Annotated in this window: 16 protein-coding genes; 1 reads left to right on the forward strand and 15 read right to left on the reverse strand. The window is 67.9% G+C overall.

Going from position 1 to position 16,307, the window contains the following annotated elements:
- Window positions 1-30: 30 nt before the first annotated feature.
- From ACSFBF_RS20900 to ACSFBF_RS20945, 10 genes are all read right to left on the reverse strand, one after another.
- Complete coding sequence (locus ACSFBF_RS20900; RefSeq protein WP_435470296.1) at window positions 31-615, reverse strand: GNAT family N-acetyltransferase; 585 nt, start codon at window positions 613-615, stop codon at window positions 31-33.
- Between the two features lie 87 nt (window positions 616-702).
- A complete protein-coding gene (locus tag ACSFBF_RS20905) occupies window positions 703-2,289 on the reverse strand; it encodes a GMC family oxidoreductase (RefSeq protein ID WP_435470298.1) in 1,587 nt (528 codons plus the stop codon).
- 17 nt (window positions 2,290-2,306) lie between these two features.
- Complete coding sequence (locus ACSFBF_RS20910; protein WP_435470300.1) at window positions 2,307-3,704, reverse strand: amidase; 1,398 nt, start codon at window positions 3,702-3,704, stop codon at window positions 2,307-2,309.
- Window positions 3,701-4,405 (reverse strand): ABC transporter ATP-binding protein, encoded by a 705-nt coding sequence (locus ACSFBF_RS20915; RefSeq protein ID WP_435470302.1) that lies wholly within the window; start codon window positions 4,403-4,405, stop codon window positions 3,701-3,703. Before ACSFBF_RS20915 ends, ACSFBF_RS20910 begins: the two co-directional genes overlap by 4 nt.
- A 20-nt stretch (window positions 4,406-4,425) precedes the next feature.
- Window positions 4,426-5,145: an ATP-binding cassette domain-containing protein gene (locus ACSFBF_RS20920; protein WP_435470304.1), complete on the reverse strand. Its 720-nt coding sequence runs from the start codon at window positions 5,143-5,145 to the stop codon at window positions 4,426-4,428.
- The gene (locus tag ACSFBF_RS20925; RefSeq protein WP_435470306.1) at window positions 5,142-6,242 is read right to left on the reverse strand and encodes a branched-chain amino acid ABC transporter permease; all 1,101 of its coding nucleotides are present in this window, start codon (window positions 6,240-6,242) and stop codon (window positions 5,142-5,144) included. The genes ACSFBF_RS20920 and ACSFBF_RS20925 overlap by 4 nt, the downstream gene beginning before the upstream one ends.
- The gene (locus ACSFBF_RS20930; RefSeq protein WP_354337339.1) at window positions 6,239-7,105 is read right to left on the reverse strand and encodes a branched-chain amino acid ABC transporter permease; all 867 of its coding nucleotides are present in this window, start codon (window positions 7,103-7,105) and stop codon (window positions 6,239-6,241) included. The genes ACSFBF_RS20925 and ACSFBF_RS20930 overlap by 4 nt, the downstream gene beginning before the upstream one ends.
- Window positions 7,106-7,120: 15 nt before the next feature.
- A complete protein-coding gene (locus tag ACSFBF_RS20935; RefSeq protein ID WP_435470308.1) occupies window positions 7,121-8,347 on the reverse strand; it encodes an urea ABC transporter substrate-binding protein in 1,227 nt (408 codons plus the stop codon).
- 94 nt (window positions 8,348-8,441) lie between these two features.
- Window positions 8,442-9,959 carry an amidase gene (locus tag ACSFBF_RS20940; protein ID WP_435470310.1) on the reverse strand — a complete coding sequence of 506 codons (1,518 nt, stop codon included), beginning with the start codon at window positions 9,957-9,959 and terminating at the stop codon, window positions 8,442-8,444.
- Window positions 9,960-10,159: 200 nt separating this feature from the next.
- Complete coding sequence (locus ACSFBF_RS20945) at window positions 10,160-11,269, reverse strand: substrate-binding domain-containing protein (protein WP_435470312.1); 1,110 nt, start codon at window positions 11,267-11,269, stop codon at window positions 10,160-10,162.
- Window positions 11,270-11,438: 169 nt separating this feature from the next.
- Between ACSFBF_RS20945 and ACSFBF_RS20950 the strand changes: the two genes are divergently transcribed.
- Window positions 11,439-11,873, forward strand: a complete 435-nt coding sequence (locus tag ACSFBF_RS20950; RefSeq protein WP_093049237.1) for a MarR family winged helix-turn-helix transcriptional regulator — start codon at window positions 11,439-11,441, stop codon at window positions 11,871-11,873.
- A gap of 15 nt (window positions 11,874-11,888) precedes the next feature.
- On the opposite strand, the gene ACSFBF_RS20955 is transcribed toward ACSFBF_RS20950, so the two are convergent.
- The 5 genes from ACSFBF_RS20955 to ACSFBF_RS20975 are packed head-to-tail and all read right to left on the reverse strand — an operon-like array spanning window position 11,889 to window position 16,253.
- On the reverse strand, window positions 11,889-12,242 hold the full coding sequence (locus ACSFBF_RS20955) for a RidA family protein (RefSeq protein ID WP_435470314.1): 354 nt from the start codon (window positions 12,240-12,242) through the stop codon (window positions 11,889-11,891).
- A complete protein-coding gene (locus ACSFBF_RS20960) occupies window positions 12,239-13,396 on the reverse strand; it encodes an NAD(P)/FAD-dependent oxidoreductase (protein WP_435470316.1) in 1,158 nt (385 codons plus the stop codon). Before ACSFBF_RS20960 ends, ACSFBF_RS20955 begins: the two co-directional genes overlap by 4 nt.
- Window positions 13,393-14,772, reverse strand: a complete 1,380-nt coding sequence (locus ACSFBF_RS20965) for an FAD-dependent oxidoreductase (RefSeq protein WP_435470318.1) — start codon at window positions 14,770-14,772, stop codon at window positions 13,393-13,395. Before ACSFBF_RS20965 ends, ACSFBF_RS20960 begins: the two co-directional genes overlap by 4 nt.
- Window positions 14,762-15,127 (reverse strand): (2Fe-2S)-binding protein, encoded by a 366-nt coding sequence (locus ACSFBF_RS20970; protein WP_435470320.1) that lies wholly within the window; start codon window positions 15,125-15,127, stop codon window positions 14,762-14,764. The genes ACSFBF_RS20965 and ACSFBF_RS20970 overlap by 11 nt, the downstream gene beginning before the upstream one ends.
- A complete protein-coding gene (locus ACSFBF_RS20975; RefSeq protein ID WP_435470322.1) occupies window positions 15,117-16,253 on the reverse strand; it encodes an NAD(P)/FAD-dependent oxidoreductase in 1,137 nt (378 codons plus the stop codon). Before ACSFBF_RS20975 ends, ACSFBF_RS20970 begins: the two co-directional genes overlap by 11 nt.
- Window positions 16,254-16,307 lie beyond the last annotated feature (54 nt).

Raw genomic sequence — 16,307 nt, forward strand, 5'->3', positions numbered from 1 at the left:
GGCGCTCTCCATTTCGTTCATGCGCGACATTCATGCACGGAGTCGCGCTTCCAGTTGCTGCTTAACCGCCGGCCACTCGTCATCGATGATGCTGAAGCGCACCGAATTGCGCTTGCGGCCGTCCGGCATGATGCGTTCGTTGCGCACGATGCCTTCCTGCTTCGCGCCGAGCCGAAGGATGGCCGCGCGCGACTTGGCATTGATCTCGTCGGTGGTGAGCTGCACGCGCACGCATTGCAACTCTTCGAAAGCGTAGCGCAGCATCAGCAGCTTTGCCTCGGTGTTGACGAAGGTCTTCTGCCATGAGGCCGCGATCCAGGTACTGCCGATTTCCAGCTTGCGGTTGATGCGGTCGATCTTCCAGAAGCGCGTGGAGCCGATGACTTTGCCGGTCTCGCGCACCACGGTGGCAAAGGGCATCACGGTGCCGGCGTCACGGCCAGCGAGGGCGTTGCCGATGTAGGCATCGACTGTTTCGGCCGAGGGCACGACGGTGAACGGCAGGCTCCAGAGTTCGCCGTCGGAGGCTGCCTCGACGAGCGCCGCCGCATCGGAAGCGAGCAGCGGGCGCAGGAGAAGGCGGGGGCCGGTGAGTGAGGGTTGCGAAAGCGGCATTCGCAAGACGATAGCCGAATCGCGGGTGCGTCAGCGGATCGCGTCGCCCGACAGGACCAAGGCGGTGATTCGGCAATGAATGGCGGCTCAGGGGTCGATGAAGTGAGCCGCACGCTCCGCCACCATCACCGTCGGCGCATTCGTGTTGCCCGAAACCATCGAAGGGAACACCGAGGCATCGGCCACATACAGGCCTTCGATGCCATGAACCTTCAGCGTCGGGTCCACGACTGCCAGATCGTCGATGCCCATCTTGCAGGTGCTGGTCGGGTGATACAGGGTGGATGCGTGGCCGCGAACGAAATCGCGCAGCTGTGCATCGGTGACTGCGCCCGCACTGGCCGAAATCTCGTCGCCGAGGTGTTCGGCGATGGGCGCCTGGCGCAGGATCTCCCGGTTGAGGCGGATGCCTTCCACCAGAAGCTGCAGGTCGCTGCCCTGCGCGTCGCTGAAGTACCGGGGATCGATGGCCGGCGCCTCGAGCGGATCGGCTGAACGCAAGCGCAGCTCGCCGTGGCTCTGCGGTCGCTGCAAAACCGAAAAAAGCGTGATGCCCGGGCCTGCCGAAAGATGGCGGTTGTGGTCGCGGTTGGCGTTCGGGATGCAGTAGAGCTGCAGATCGGGGTCTCCGGTGCCGGGTCCGACGCGCGCGAAGCCGCCGCATGAAGACCAATTCGAGGCGAGCGGTCCGCTGCGGCCCTGCTCCCACAGCTTCATGTGAAGCGCCGCCTCCTCGTCCGTAGCCTGTGCGATACCGAACCGCTCATGCGTGGCACAGGTGATGGAGGCGTTGACGTGGTCCTGCAGGTTCTTGCCGACGCCGGGCAGGTCGATCAGCGGACGTATGCCAACGCGGGAAAGCTCGTCGGCCGCGCCGATGCCCGAGTTCAGCAGCAGGTGCGGCGAGCCCACGGCGCCTGCGCAGAGCACCACCTCGGAGGAGGCGGTGACGCGTCCGGGAGTCCCGTTGTGAAGAAACTCCAAGCCGGTCGCCCGCGTGCCTTCGAAGATCAGGCGCAGGAGCGTCACACCGGTGTGCAGGGACAGGTTGGGGCGCGCCAGTGCGGGTGCCAGGAATGCACTGCCGGTGCCGAAGCGCGCGCCGTCCTTCACCGTGGCCTGGAACAGCCCGACGCCTTCCTGGCCCGGGCCATTGAAATCTTCGTTCGCCGGCAAGCCGGCTGCCTGCGCGGCCTGCAGCCAGAAGCGCTCCACCGCGTCGACGTGCGTGATGTCGGAGACGAGCAGTTCCCCTTCGCAGCCGTGCAGGGGCGAAGCGCCGAGCCGAAGGTTCTGCTCGGACCGTTTGAAGAACGGCAGTACCTCTTTCCAGCTCCACCCGGCGCATCCGGCCGTTGCCCAGCGTTCGTAGTCGGAGGGCAGGCCGCGCATGTAGATCATCGCGTTCAGGGCGCCCGATCCTCCGACCATCCTGCCTCTGGGCCAGTACAGGCGCCGCCCCTTGCAACCCGGCTGCGGCTCGGTATGAAAGCTCCAGTCCACCTCGGTGTTCAACATCGACGACCACAGCGCCGGAATGCTGGAGGCCCGGGGCGCGGCCCGGCCCGCCTCGAGCAGCAGCACCTTGCGGGCCGGATCGGCCGAGAGCCGGTTCGCCAGCACGCAGCCCGCGGTGCCGGCACCCACGATGATCGTGTCGTACGCCGGTGCCATGTCCCGCGGCGGCGCGTTCAAAGCGCCGGATGCCGCTGGTGCCAGTCGGTCGCCTGCTGAAAGGCCCAGCCCGCGCGCACAAGCAGCTCTTCCTCGAAATGCCGGGCGACGAACTGGAAGGCAACCGGCGTGCCGGCCTCGGTGAAGCCGCCCGGCAGCGTGATCGTCGGGCTGCCGCTCATGTCGAAGGGGCAGGTGTAGCGCAGCATGGCGGACATCAGCCCGGCGTCCTCACCGAAGGTGGCCATGCGCGCGAGCGTAGGCGAGGCCACGCCGTGGGCCGGGACCAGCAGCAGGTCGATGCCCTCGAACATCGCCCGCACCCGGCCGCTGAAGGCATGGCGGTTCAGCACGATCTTCTGGTAGTCCACGCCGCTTTGTGCGCGGCCGAGGTCGAGCAGGCCGGAGAGGGCCGGGCCGTACATGTCCTTGCGTGCGGGGTAGGTCGACTCGTGCACCACGGCCGCCTCGATGCCGCAGAGCGGAAACCAGTCGGCGATGACCTGCGCCGGATCGGGGAAGGCAACTTCGCGCACCTCGGCGCCGAGTTCGCGCACGGCCGCGAGCGCGCCTTCCATCACCTTCAGGGTCTGCGCATCGACGCCCTCGCCATTCCAGCGCGCATCGATGCCCACGCGCAAGCCGCGCAGGCCCCGCTGCATGCCCGCCAGGTAGTTGGGCACGGCCGCGAGGCTCGCGGTCGGGTCTTTGGGGTCGGCGCCCGCGATGGCGCCGAGCATCGCGCCCGCATCGGCGGCGCTGCGCGTCATCGGGCCGATGTGGTCGAGTGTCGCGGCCAGCTCGAAGGCGCCGTGGCGGCTTACGCGGCCCCAGGTCGGCTTGAGGCCGGTGAGCCCGTTGGCGGCGCTGGGGAAGCGGATCGAGCCGCCCGTGTCGGTGCCCAGCGAGCCGTAGCAAAGCCCCGCCGCGGTCGCGACGCCCGAGCCGCTGGACGACGCGCCCGACCAGTGCGCCGCGTTCCACGGATTGACCGGCGGCGTGACCGTGGGGTGGTGGTCGGCATAGGCGCTCTCGGTGAGCTGCAGCTTGCCGAGGATCACGGCGCCGGCCTCGCGCAGCTTGCGCACGGCCGTGCCGTCCTCGGTGGGCACGAAGTCCCGGTAGAGCGTCATGCCGGCGGCGGTGGCCACGCCCTCGGTCCAGCACAAATCCTTCACCGCGACCGGCACGCCATGCAGCGGCCCGCGGATCTGGCCCTTCGCGATCTCGGCCTCGGCGCGGCGCGCTTCGGCCAGCGCCTGCTCGGCCATCACGATCGCATAGCTCTTCAGCGCGCCGTCGACCTTTTCGATGCGGTCGAGTTGCGCTTGCGTGACCTCGACCGGCGAGAGCTCCTTGCGCTGGATGCGCTGGCCGATGTCCACCAGCTCGAGGTAATGCAGTTCGTTGCTCATCCATGGACTCCTGTGTATTGACTCATGATTTCGAAATCGCCGAGATGCTCGCGCGGGATCTCCCCGCCGATCTGGCCGCGCTTGATGACGAGCACCCGCTGCGACACGGCGGCGATGAATTCGAGGTTCTGCTCCACCAGCACGATCGTGAGCTTCATGCGGTCGCGCAGCGCCGCCAGCGTCTCGGCGATCTCCTCGATGATCGAAGGCTGGATGCCTTCGGTGGGCTCGTCGAGCAGCAGCAGCGTGGGCTTGCCGGCCAGCGCGCGGGCCAGCGCCAGCAGCTGCTGCTCGCCGCCCGAGAGCGAACCGCCGGGCCGTTCCAGCAGCGGCTTGAGGCGCGGAAAGTCCTCCAGCAGCGCCTCGACGGTGTGCAGCGTGCGCTCGCCGGTCTTCACCAGGCCCATGCGCAGGTTGTCCATCGCGCTCAGCGTCGGAAAGATCTCGCGCCCCTGCGGCACGTAGGCCATGCCGAGGCGGGCTCGCGCATGCGGCGCGAGGCGCGTGACGTCGGCATCGCCGAAGCGCACGGTGCCCGACGTGGCGCGCAGCGCGCCGATCAGCGTGCGCAGCATGGTGGTCTTGCCCATGCCGTTGTGGCCGAGGATGCCGACCGATTCGCCTTGCGCGATCTGCAGCGAGATGTCGTGCAGCACGGGGATGGCCCCGTAGCCTGCGTGAAGACCCGATACGTCCAGCATGTTGTGGTGCGCCTTCGGGTTCAGTGCGGCTTCTTGCCGAGGTAGATCTGCTGGATCAGCGGGTCGCTCATGATGCGGTCCGGCGTGTCCTCCTTGATCACGGCGCCCTGGTGCAGCACGGTGACTTTCCTGGCGATCATGCGGATGAAGTTCATGTCGTGTTCCACCACCACCAGCGCATGCTGGCGGTTGATCTCCAGAATGAGTTCGGCCGTGCGCGCGACCTCGCCGTCGCTCATGCCGGCGGCCGGTTCGTCGAGCAGGATCAGTGGCGGATCGGCCGCGATCACCACGCCGATCTCGACCCACTGCCGCATACCGTGCGACAGCAACCCGGCCGTGACGTCACGGTAGGCATGCATGCCTACGCGCTCGAGCGTCTCGCGCGTGATGCGGTCGGCCTGCGTGGTGCCGTTCAGGCGCCGCGCCGAGAGCCATACGTTCTCCCACACGCTCAGCCCGTTGAACAGGCTGGGCACCTGGGTCTTGATGCCGATGCCCAGGCGGCCCGGGTCGTGCGGCTGCATCTTCGAGATGTCCTGGCCGCGGAACAGGATCTGGCCCGAGGTCGGCTTGACCTGGCCGGTCAGCAGCTTGAAGAAGGTGCTCTTGCCGGCGCCGTTCGGGCCGATCACGCAGCGCAGCTCGGCCTCGGCCAGCGTGAAGTTCACGTCGCGCGTGGCGTGCACGCCGCCGAAGCGCACGTTGAGGTTGCGGGTCTCGATCAGGGGCGTCGTCATGGGGCCGTCTCCGTTGCGGCCAGCGCGTGCGGCTGCGCTTCGATCGGGGCTTTGGGGGCCGCAGCGGGCAAGGCCGCCTTCGGGGCATGGGCCGGCGTCTTGCGCAGGCGCCGCCACGCCATGTCGATCAGGTCGCCGAGGGTCGGCACGATGCCGCGCGGCACCAGCAGCACGAAGACCACCAGGATGCCGCCGAGCACCAGGTTGGAATTGAAGGTCTGCTGCGTGCCGATCTGCGAGGTCAGCCACTGGATAGCGACGCAGCCGATGATCGGCCCGACCAGCGTGCCCAGGCCGCCGACGATGACCCAGATGATGATCTGCGCCGACTGCCCGAGGCCGAAGATGGTGGGGCTCGTGAACGCACCCCAGTTCGCGAACAGGCAGCCCGCCAGGCCTGCGATGGCGCCGCCCAGCGTGAAGCTGAAGAGCTTGTAGGCGCGCGCGTCGTAGCCCAGCAGCAGCACGCGCTGCTCGTTCTCCTTGGCCGCGACGATCACGCGGCCGATCTTCGAGCTGATCAGCACGCGCAGCCCCAGGTACACCAGCAGCAGGCAGCTGAAGGTGACGTAGAACAGGTCCTTCGGCGTGAGCACCTCGTCCTGCTGCCCGGGCCAGTTGAGCGTCGGTATCGCCGGGATGCCATTGAAGCCGCCCAGCGGCGCGCTGCCGATGCGCCACTCCGGCCCGGCGGTCGAGTTGATCAGGTTGAACAGGATCAGCGTGACGGTGAGCGTGATCACGCCCATGTACACGTCCGACAGCCGGCCGTAGAAGATCACGTAGCCCAGCAGCGCGGCGAACAACGCGGGGACCACGATCGCGAGCAGGAAGGGCACGGTGCTGTCGCCCATGTTCATCATCGCGATCGCATAGGTGTACGAGCCGAGGCCGAAGAAGGCCGCCTGCCCGAAGCACAGGATGCCGCCGAAGCCCCAGATGAAGGCCAGGCTCACGCCGAGGATCGACATGACGGCGTAGATCGTGACCTCGATCAGCGTGTAGTCGTCCATCACGCCGGGCAGGCCGAAGAGCAGCGCGACGCCCACGGCCAGGCTGATTGCCGCACTGGCCCAGGACTTGGCAAAACGGTTCACAGGGACCCCTTGAAGAAACGTCCGGTGATGCCTTGCGGCAGCAGCCGCAGCATCACGATCGCGGCCACGAGCAGCGCCACCTCGCCGAGCACCGGCGTGGTCACGAAGGTCGCGAGCTGGTTGATGGCGCCGAACAGCGTCGATGCGCCGATCAGGCCTGCCAGGATGGCCGGCCCGCCGCCGATCACGGTGATGAAGGCCTTGGCCACGAAGGCGGCGCCCATGGTCGGCACCACGCCGGTCAGCGGCGCGAGCAGCCCGCCGGCCAGGCCGGACAGCGCGGCGCCCACCGCGAAGGTGACCGAGTACACGCGGCTCGGGCTGATGCCCAGGGCGTTCGCCATGTCGGGCTTCTGCATGGTGCCGCGCGCGATCAGGCCGAGCTGCGTGCGCGTGAGAACGAAGCGGATAGCGAGCGACAGCGCCACGGCAACCGCGATGATCACCAGCGTGTAGCCGCTGACCGAGTAGGCGCCGACGGAGAAGCTGCCGAGCGGTGCCGAGACGCCGGCCGTGGTGTTGCCCGCCACCGAGGTGACGATGCCCACCAGCAGCAGCGACAGCCCCCAGGTGGCCAGCATGGTGTCGACCATGCGGCCGTAGAGGCGGCGGATGACCAGCCGCTCCAGCACCACGCCGACCAGGCCCACCGCGATCGGCGCGACGATGAACATCGCGATCCACAGGTTGATGCCGATCTTGAGCGCCGCGATGACGGCATAGGCACCGAGCATCATGAACTCGCCGTGCGCGAGGTTGATGACCTTCATCATCCCGAAGATGACGGCCAGCCCGGCCGAGACGATGACCAGGCTCGCCACCGCGTAGAGCACCTGGATGAGAACGACGAGTGCGAGATCCATGCCGGTGCCTTGCGTTCAGACCTTGATCACGTATTGCTGGTTGTCCTTCGGGTTCTTCACGAGGTTGCAGACCGCGCTGGTGTCCACCGGCTGCTGCTGCTGGAAGGTCTCGACGATGTTGAGCTGCTTGTTGCGCACTTCCGCGATGCTCACGTTCAGCACGCAGTGGTGGGTCGCCGGGTCGAGCGAGACCTTGCCGCTCGGGCCCTCGATGCTGATGCCGGTCTCCAGGGCCGCGATCATCTTCTCGCGGTCCAGCGAACCGGCCTTCTTCACGCCCTCGGCCCAGAGCTTGAAGCCCTGGTAGGTGCCCATCGCGAGCTCGGTGATGTTGGGATAGTCGGCGCCGAAGCGCTTGTAGAAGCGCTCCTTGAAGGCCTTGTTCTGCGGCGTGTCGAGGTTCTGGAAGTAGTTGTAGGAGATGAGGAAGCCGTCGGCCTCGGCCTGCGACAGCACGATGTGCTCGTTGCCGCCCGCGAAGGTGGTGGACGCGAGCGGGATCTTCTTCGTCAGGCCTGCGGCGGCCCACTGGCGGTAGAAGGAGATGTGCGCGCCGCCGACCAGCGCCGAGACGATCATGTCGGGCTTGGCCGCTTCGATCTTCGAGATGGTCGGGCCGAAATTGGTCACATCGAGCGGAAAGAAGTCGATGGAGGCGACCGAGCCGCCGTTCTCCTGCACGAACTTCTTGACCCATTGCGAGGTGATCTGGCCGTAGTTGTAGTCGGCCGCCACCACGTAGACCTTCTTGCCCCACTTCTTCATTGCGTAGGGAATGAGCTTGGCGACGGTCTGGCCGGGCGTGACGCCGGTGCAGAAGGTGTTGCGGTCGCACACGCCGCCTTCGTACTGCGTGTTGTAGAAGTACAGCGTCTTGTTGCGCGTGAGCACCGGCCGGATCACCTCGCGCGAGGCCGAGGTGATGCCGCCCATCACGACCGTCGACTTGTCCTTCAGCGCCGACTGCTGCGCGAACTGCGCATAGAGCTGCATGTTCGACTGCGGGTCGTAGGTGGCCAGCCTGATCTTCTTGCCCAGCAGGCCACCGGCGGCGTTCTGTTCCTCGACCGCGAGCGTCATGCAGTCGGCCATCGGCTTGCCGTAGATGTCCAGCCCGCCCGACATGTCGACGATGCTGCCGACAACGATCTCGTCGGCGGCCATGGCTGCCATCGGAAACAGCGGCACCGCAGTGCCCGCCAGGGCAGCGGCCGAAGACTGGATGAAGGAACGACGATCCATGGAACTAACTCCTCGTTGGTTGGCGGGCGCAGCCGCCGCTGTGTGTTTGAGAAAGGCAGGAACGGAAGAAAGCGGAAGAAAGCGGGCGAAAGCGTCAGATGGCTTTCCAGTCGCCGGCCTGCTCGAAGGCGTAGGCGGCGCGGTAGATGGTGGCCTCGTCGTAGCAGCGGCCGGTGAGCATCATCCCGACCGGCAGGCCGTCGATCAGCCCGCAGGGCACGCTCATCGAGGGATGGCCGGTGACGTCGAAGGGGCAGGTGTTGGGCAGCACTTCGAAGGCGCGCGTGACCACTTCCTCGATGCTCGCGCCGGGCGCGGGCAATGGCGTGGCCGTGATCGGCAGCGTGGGCATCAGCAGCAGATCGACATCGGACAGGGCGCTGTCGTAGGCCGCGGTCAGCTGGCGGGCCAGGTTCTGCGCCTTGGCGTAGTAGTGGCCGCGGTAGTGCTTGATGAAATACTCGCCCAGCACCATGGTGAGCTTGAGCGTTTCGGAGAGCTCGTCGGCGCGGTGCTTCCAGCCGGCGTGGAAGTCGACCATGCTGGTGACGTAGAGCCCCTTCCAGTTGAAGCCGTGGCCGTTGTCTTTCATCATCTGCTGGGTGGCGCCCTCGGCGGCGATCGGCAGCCAGATCGCCGGGCCGACCGAGTGCATGGGGACCGACACCTCGCTGACGATCGCGCCCAGCCGGGTGAACACCTCGGCCGCCTTGCGCACCTTGGCACCGACGGCGGGGTCCGACTGGGGCCAGCCGAAGCCTTCCTTGACGATGCCGATGCGCAGGCCGCGCACGCCGTCCTTCATGAGCTCGCTGTAGGGCTTGGCGGCTTGGCCCGCATGCTGGCGCGGATCGAGCCCGTCGGGGCCGGCCAGCACTTCGAGCATCAGTGCGTTGTCGGTCACGTTGGCCGTCATCGGGCCGGTGTGGTCGATGGTGAGTTCGATCGGCATCACGCCGGTGTAGGGCACCAGGCCGTGGGTGGCCTTCATGCCGTAGATGCCGCAATAGGACGCCGGCATGCGGATGGAGCCACCCTGGTCGCCGCCGATCGCCAGGTCGACCTCGCCCGCGGCCACCAGCGCTGCGCTGCCCGACGAGGAGCCGCCGGCCGAGTAGCCCATGCGGTGCGGGTTGTGGACCGGCCCCGAGGCACTGGTGTGCGAGCCGCCCGAGAAGCAGAAGTATTCGCAGACCGCCTTGCCCACCACCGTGGCGCCGGCATCGAGCAGCCGGGTGACGACGGTGGCGTCGACGTTGGGCACATAGCCTTCGAGCGTGGAGGCGCCGTTCATCATCGGCACGCCGGCGAGGCAGACGTTGTCCTTGAGCACCACGGTCTTGCCGGCGAGCTTGCCCTCGGCCTTGCCCTTGATCGTGGTCTTGACGTACCAGGCGCCGTACTTGTTTTCTTCGCCCAGGGGGCGGTAGCCGGGCGTGCGCGCATAGCTCACGACAGGCAGGTAGTCGGGCATCGCGTCGACCGCGTCGTAGGCGTCGAAGTTGGCCTGCAGCAGCGAGTTGTAGCTGCTGGCCTGCGCTTCGGACAGATGGATGCCCAGGCCCAGGGCAACGTCCTGCAGCTGGTCGAGGGTGGGGCGCTTGATGGCCATGAGCGGACTCCGCGTTCTTCGTTGAGTGGGCGCCGGCAGCCCCGAAGAGGCGGCCGGATCGGCGTTGCGTCGGCCTTGCCGCACCGTGCGAAACAGCGGGCGCCTACAGGCTCGTCACGGCCTTATTCTGTGTGCCGATATTTTCCAAGTCAATGATTTTGTTTTCCTTGGAAAATAAAACACAACAATTCCCCACTCACTCAAAGTCGCGTGATCACGCGAAACGCATTGCCTTCGGCCCGGGCCAGATAGATCGGCGTGCGGTTCACTCCGCCGCCCTGGTAGTCGGCTTCCCGCGCGCTTCGGTAGTGGATCGGCGTGCCGCCCAGGTGCTCCAGGCAGGCCATGGGCTGCCTGCTCCCGGCGAACAGTGCGCCCAGGAAATGCATGCCCTCGTAGGTCGACTGGCCGAAGGTGTTGAGGGTCGGCGCGCGCTCGCCGAAATGTGCGTAGTAGCGCTCCTTGAAGGCCAGGTTGGCCTCCGTGTCGAGCGTGGCGAAGTAGCCGCAGGCCATGTAGAGGTCTTCCGCGTTGTCGGCGCCGATGCCCAGGAGTTCGTTCTCCCCGATGGCGCAGGACAGCCGCAGCATGGCGCGCGACAGGCTCGTGCGGCCGAAGGCCCGGTTGAACTCGATGGCATCCTGTCCGATGAGCGAGAGCAGGACGGCGTCGACGCTGCCCTTGTGCAGCGCGTCCAGCACCTGCGAGAAATCCGTGGTTCCGAAGGGAACGTACATCTCGCCGACCAGCTCGCCGCCGGCTTGCGCGATGTAGCCGCGCGCCATCCGGTGCGAGACGTGCGGCCAGATGTAGTCGTTGCCAACCGCGAACCAGCGCCGCGGGTGCTTGTGCCGGCCCAGCCAGCCGATCGCCGGCTGCAGCTGGCGTGCGGCGGTCTCGCCGATCGCGAAGACGCCTGGCGTGGATTCCCCGCCTTCGTACAGCGGCGTGTAGACGATCGGGATCTGTCCCCCCACGGCGCGCAGGATGCGATGGCGCACGGCGCTGGTGTGCATGCCGATGATGGCGTCGATGTCGCCGGCCTGCACCAGTTCGGTCAGCGTGGCTTCTATGTCTGCCGAATCGCCCGCGGCATTGACGGTCAGCAGCCGGCATGAGCGGCCCCCGATGCCCGCGTCGCGGTTGAGCTCGGCCTGCGCCAGCTTGGCGCAGGCGAGGGAAGAGGGCGCCCATATGCCGGCCGTGCCGCCCAGCGGCACGCACAGCGCGATGTTGAGTTCCTGGCGCGCAAGCAGGGGCCGCGGCCGTTGCGCGCGGGCCGCAATCCTGTTCGATAAGAGGGCGGACATGGGACGGATGACCGGTGCGGAGGATGAAAACATCGAAAGCGCCCTGGCAATGCACCAGGACGGCGGCGGGGGTGAGCATGCTGCAAAAATCGCGCCAATACTTTCCAAGGCAAACGATTCTGCGTAGACTCGACCGCATCCGATTCCGACGCAGACCGCCCCGCCGCCCATGCCCGAGCAAGACATTTCCCAGTACCTGGCCTACCTGCTGGCCTCCGCCAACCGGCGCATGCGCATCGGCCTGGCCCAATCCATCGCCGCGGAAGAGGTGACGGAAGAGCACTGGCGCATCCTGCAGGTGCTCGCCGACGAGCAGGGGCGTTCCATGGGCGACCTGGCGGAAACCGTGCTGCTGAACCACCCGGCGCTGACCAAGAACATCGACAAGCTGGTGAGCCGCGGCTTGGTGCAGCGCGCAGCCGACGCCACCGACAGCCGCAGGGTGCTGGTCTACATCAGCGACCTGGGCCTGGAAACGGTCTCGCGCCTGAAGAAAAGCGTGGACGCGCACCACGATGTCATCGAAGAAGCGCTGGGGCCGCGCAAGACCAGCCAGCTCAAGAAGCTGCTCGAGAACTTCATCGACGAGTGCGAAGCGCCCTGACCCGACACCGACACCCTACAGCGCCGCCGTCACGATGATCTCGACGCGCAGATCGGGCGCTGCCAGCCTGGCTTCGCAGGTGGCGCGGGTGGGCATGGCATCGGCGGGAATCCACTCTGCCCAGGCGGCGTTCAGGCCGACGAAGTCGCGGTCGATGTCCTGCAGCCAGATCTGCACCGACAACAGGCGCGACTTGTTCGTGCCGACGCTCGCGAGGTAGCCGTCGATCTTGGCGAGGATGTCCGCGGCCTGCGCCTGGGCATCGCCGCTGCGGTCGTTCGCGGTAACGCCCGCGAGATACACCACCGAGTTATGCACGACGATGCGGGAAAGGCGTGCGTTGGAGTCGTAGCGCTGGATGTCGCTCATGATGGGTTTCCTTGCTGGAGTGGTTGAAAAGTTTCGGCCGTTCGACGCGCGAAGCGGTCGACGGCAAAGGCTTCGATCGGCAGCGTGCTGCGGCCTTCGGTCACGAACTCGGCAACGATTTGCCCGCCGATCGGCCCGAGCTCGAAGCCGTGCGCAGAAAAGCCGAAGGCATGCACGAGGTTCGGCGCCGCGCGGCTCGGGCCGATTACCGGAATGCCGTCGGGCATGAACGCCTCGACGCCGGCCCAGGCGCGGTTGACGCCCAGCGGCTTCAGATGCGGGAACAAGTCGGTCACCGTTCGTGCGCTGCGGGCGAGCTTCGGCATGTCGACGATGCCATGCCGCGCGTCGAGGTCCGCGGTGCAGCGCAGCCCGCCGCCGATCAGCACGGTGCCGTTCGCGAACTGCTTGAAGGACAGTGGCCGGCCCGTCGCGCCGAGCACCGGCGTGACGAAGGGCGGTGCGCGATGCGTGATCATGAGCATCAGCCCGCCCCCTTCGACCGGAACCACGTCGCCGGCCTGCGCTGCCAGCGTGCCGGCCCAGGCACCCGCGGCGTTGACCAGATGGGTTGCATCGAAGTTGCCGCGCGTGGTTGCCACATGCCAGCGGCCGGCGCGATGGTCGATGCGTTCGACGCGCGTCTCCTCGTGCACTTCTGCGCTGGCGCGTTGAGATGCCAGCCGGAACGCGGTGACGGCACGGTACGGCAAGGCATGGCCGTCGTCGCGCACCCAGATACCGCCGACGACGTGCGGCGCAATGGCGGGCACGAGCTCGCGCACCTGTCGGGCGTCGACGAGTTCTTCATGGTCAAAACCGAGCGAATGCAGATGCGCAACGGTGTCGCGCAGCGTCTGCAGTTCGTCGTCGGTCTCGGCAACCTTCAGCTGGCCGCTGGGCGCGAAACCCGCGTCATCGCCGACGAGCTCGGCCAGCCGGTGCCACATTGCCCGCGACGCCAGCGCGAGTGGAATTTCGGCGACGTGGCGCCCGAGCGTTCGCACGCCGCCCGCGTTCACGCCGGAAGCATGGCGGCCGCAGAACTCGGCCTCGAGCACGATGACCGCCAGCCCGCGCCGCGCAAGATGCAGCGCGCTCGACAGGCCGTGCAGGCCGCCGCCAACGACGATCACATCTGCCGATCGCTTCATTCCGCGCCCGCGAGCTCGCCGAGCGAGATCGGCTTGATCGGCGGTCGGATGCGGTAGTAGCCCACTTCGGCCGGCGTCACGCCGCGCGCGTCCGCGATCAGCTCGGTCACGGTCAGGCCGCACTGGCGCCCCTGGCACGGCCCCATGCCGCAGCGCCCGAAGGCCTTTGCCTGATTCGGCCCATCGCAGCCGAGCGCCACGAAATGGCGGATGTCGCCAGCGGCCACTTCTTCGCAGCGGCACACGATCACGTCGTCGGCCGGAATGCGGTTGGCCTTCTTGGGCCGGTACAGCGCATCGAGGAAGGGGCGGATGCGCAGGTGCTCGCGCAACGATGCGCGAAGCGGCGCGGCGAGCCTGTCGCGCTCGGCGGTCGTGATCCGGCCAAGCCCATGCATCGCACCGAGCGCCGCAAGCTCGCCCTGCTGCGCCGCCGCCAGCGCGCCGCCGATGCCGAGGCCGTCGCCGGCGACGTGGATGCCGGGCACGTCGAGGGCACCCCAGGTGTCGGCCTCGGGTCGCCAGCACAGTTGCGCATCGTCCCACTTGTGCGCGGCCCGCAGCGACCAGGTGAACTGCGTGTTCGGCACCACGCCGTGATGCAGCAGCAGGGTCGATGTTTCGATGCGATGCGCCTTGCCGCCGGCCGTGAAGCGCAGCGCCTCCACGCCGTCATCGCCTTCGGCCGCGAGGTTCTCGGCACCGGTATGGAAGGGCACACCGGCGTGCTTCAGCACGCGCATGAGCGACAGGCCCTTCTTCAGGTAGCGCCAGCCGGCCAGCGCGCCGCCGAGGTGCGAGAGCGCGCGGCGGTAGTCTTCCATCGACGTCGTGTCGACCAGCGCGCGAATGGGCACGCCGGCGCGTACGTACTGCCAGCCGAGCAGGTAGAGCAGCGGTCCGCAGCCCGCGAGCACGACGGGCTCGACCGGCACCACGTCGGCGCTCTTCAGCAGGATCTGCGCAGCGCCGGCGGTGAGCACGCCCGGCAGCGTCCAGCCCGGGATCGGGAACGGACGCTCCATCGCGCCCGAGCAAAGCACGACGCGTCCGGCCTGCAGCGTCGCCGTCGCGCCGTTGCGCAGGTAGTGAACAGCGCCTTCGGGCGTGACCTGCCAGACGGCGGCATTGGTGAGGTGACGGGCGCCGCTTGCGGCGAAGGCCTCGGCGAGCGAGCGGCCGGCGGCATAGTCCGGCCCGAGCAGGTCGACCCGGCGCGCCGGTGCATCGGTGATGGCGCGATAGATCTGCCCGCCCGCACCGCGCTGCTCGTCGAGCACCACGACGCTGGCGCCGAGCCGCGCGGCAGCGATGGCGGCCGACATGCCGGCCGGTCCGGCGCCAACGATGGCGATGTCGCAACGCTCATTCGACATGCGCGGCCTCTTCGGCAATCACGGCATCGGCGCCGTCGAAGGAACGCAGGCCGGCCTGCGTCTTCACCTGCATGCCCTCGGCCACTGCGACGAGGCAGCTCTGGCGGTTGGGCTGGCCGTCGATCTCGACCAGGCAATCGAAGCACGCACCCATCATGCAGTAGGGCGCGCGCGGTGCCCCGCTCACGGGCGTGGTGCGGAAGGTCGAGACACCGTTGGCAAGCAGAGCCGCTGCCACGCTGCAGCCGGCCGGCGCTTGCAAGGCGCGGCCGTCGAAAAACAGGGTGAGCATCGGCTCGCCGCGCGGCGAAGAGTCGACCGGAACCAGGGAGCGAAAGCGGACGTTAGTGGGCATGTTGGAAGGTCTCGTTACCGTTGAGGAAGCGGTCGCCGCTGAAGGACTCGATGCCGGCCGGCGCACCGTCTCCGGCGCTGCCGGCGATCCACGGCGCGATGGAAAACGCATGGTTGGCGGCCAGCGTCACGCCGCTGTGGCAGGTCACGACGAAGGCGCCGGGGCACTGCGTCGATGCCTGGTAGATGGGAAAGCCGTCGGGCGTCATCACCCGCAGCGCGCCCCAGGCGCGCACCAGCCGCAGGCTCTCCAGCACCGGAAAGCTGCGCACGCCGCGACGCGCGATGGTGCTGAGCACGTCGGCGGTCGTGCCGTCGTCGAGGCCGACGTCCTCGAGCGAATCGCCGAGCTGGATCGTGCCTTCGTCCGTCTGGCGCACGTAGGTGGTCGGATGGTCGAGAAAGCGGGCGACGCGCTCGCCGACCAGCACCTGGCCCCGGTTGGGCTGCACCGGCGCGTGCAGGCCGACCTGCGGTGCCAGCTCGCGGCTGCCGAGGCCGGCTGCGAGCACCACGCGCGGCGCGTGCCATGTGGCCGCGCCGGCCTCGATCTCGAAGCCGCCGGCCTGCGGCGTGATCCGCGTTACCCGGCTGCCCTGCGCGAAGTGCACGCCGTGATGGCGGCAGGCCGCGTGCAGCGCACGCAGCAGCTTCAGCGGATTGGCGTGGCCATCCATCCGCGTGTAGCTCGCGCCCGCGACCGCGGGCCCGACGCCGGGCAGCCGTGCCTTGAGCGATGCATGGTCCAGCATCTCGAAGGCGTAGTTGCCGTCGAGCGCGTCGCTGATGCTGCGCATGCGCGCTTCGCGTGCCTGCAGCTCGTCGTCGGAAAAGCAGAAATGAAAGCCGCCGGGCTGGCGCAGTTGCACGTCGATGCCGGTGTCGGCGTTCAGTGCCTCGGCGAGCTGTGGCCATTGCGCGGCCGATTTCATCGTCCAGCGCGCATACGGCGTCATGCCGAAGCCCTTGCCCTGGACCCATACGAGCCCGAAGTTGCCGCGCGACGCACGAAACGCATCGTCGCCCTCGTCGAGGACGGTCACGCGAATGCCGTTGCGCGCCGCGCCGTAGGCCAGCGCGGTGCCGACCAGGCCGCCGCCGACGACGATCAAATCACTTGTGTTCATGGGATGCAGAAAAAGAAATGCCCGGACGCGAGCAGATGGGCAGAGACGGGCAGG

The sequence above is a fragment of the Variovorax nivicola genome (assembly GCF_051216475.1).
Classification (GTDB): domain Bacteria; phylum Pseudomonadota; class Gammaproteobacteria; order Burkholderiales; family Burkholderiaceae_C; genus Variovorax.

Bases quoted from the DNA above. Each gene is read 5' to 3' on its own strand.
- ACSFBF_RS20900 (WP_435470296.1), bottom strand. From the start codon at position 615: ATGCCGCTTTCGCAACCCTCACTCACCGGCCCCCGCCTTCTCCTGCGC.
- ACSFBF_RS20905 (WP_435470298.1), bottom strand. From the start codon at position 2,289: ATGGCACCGGCGTACGACACGATCATCGTGGGTGCCGGCACCGCGGGC.
- ACSFBF_RS20910 (WP_435470300.1), bottom strand. From the start codon at position 3,704: ATGAGCAACGAACTGCATTACCTCGAGCTGGTGGACATCGGCCAGCGC.
- ACSFBF_RS20915 (WP_435470302.1), bottom strand. From the start codon at position 4,405: ATGCTGGACGTATCGGGTCTTCACGCAGGCTACGGGGCCATCCCCGTG.
- ACSFBF_RS20920 (WP_435470304.1), bottom strand. From the start codon at position 5,145: ATGACGACGCCCCTGATCGAGACCCGCAACCTCAACGTGCGCTTCGGC.
- ACSFBF_RS20930 (WP_354337339.1), bottom strand. From the start codon at position 7,105: ATGGATCTCGCACTCGTCGTTCTCATCCAGGTGCTCTACGCGGTGGCG.
- ACSFBF_RS20935 (WP_435470308.1), bottom strand. From the start codon at position 8,347: ATGGATCGTCGTTCCTTCATCCAGTCTTCGGCCGCTGCCCTGGCGGGC.
- ACSFBF_RS20940 (WP_435470310.1), bottom strand. From the start codon at position 9,959: ATGGCCATCAAGCGCCCCACCCTCGACCAGCTGCAGGACGTTGCCCTG.
- ACSFBF_RS20945 (WP_435470312.1), bottom strand. From the start codon at position 11,269: ATGTCCGCCCTCTTATCGAACAGGATTGCGGCCCGCGCGCAACGGCCG.
- ACSFBF_RS20950 (WP_093049237.1), top strand. From the start codon at position 11,439: ATGCCCGAGCAAGACATTTCCCAGTACCTGGCCTACCTGCTGGCCTCC.
- ACSFBF_RS20955 (WP_435470314.1), bottom strand. From the start codon at position 12,242: ATGAGCGACATCCAGCGCTACGACTCCAACGCACGCCTTTCCCGCATC.
- ACSFBF_RS20960 (WP_435470316.1), bottom strand. From the start codon at position 13,396: ATGAAGCGATCGGCAGATGTGATCGTCGTTGGCGGCGGCCTGCACGGC.
- ACSFBF_RS20965 (WP_435470318.1), bottom strand. From the start codon at position 14,772: ATGTCGAATGAGCGTTGCGACATCGCCATCGTTGGCGCCGGACCGGCC.
- ACSFBF_RS20970 (WP_435470320.1), bottom strand. From the start codon at position 15,127: ATGCCCACTAACGTCCGCTTTCGCTCCCTGGTTCCGGTCGACTCTTCG.
- ACSFBF_RS20975 (WP_435470322.1), bottom strand. From the start codon at position 16,253: ATGAACACAAGTGATTTGATCGTCGTCGGCGGCGGCCTGGTCGGCACC.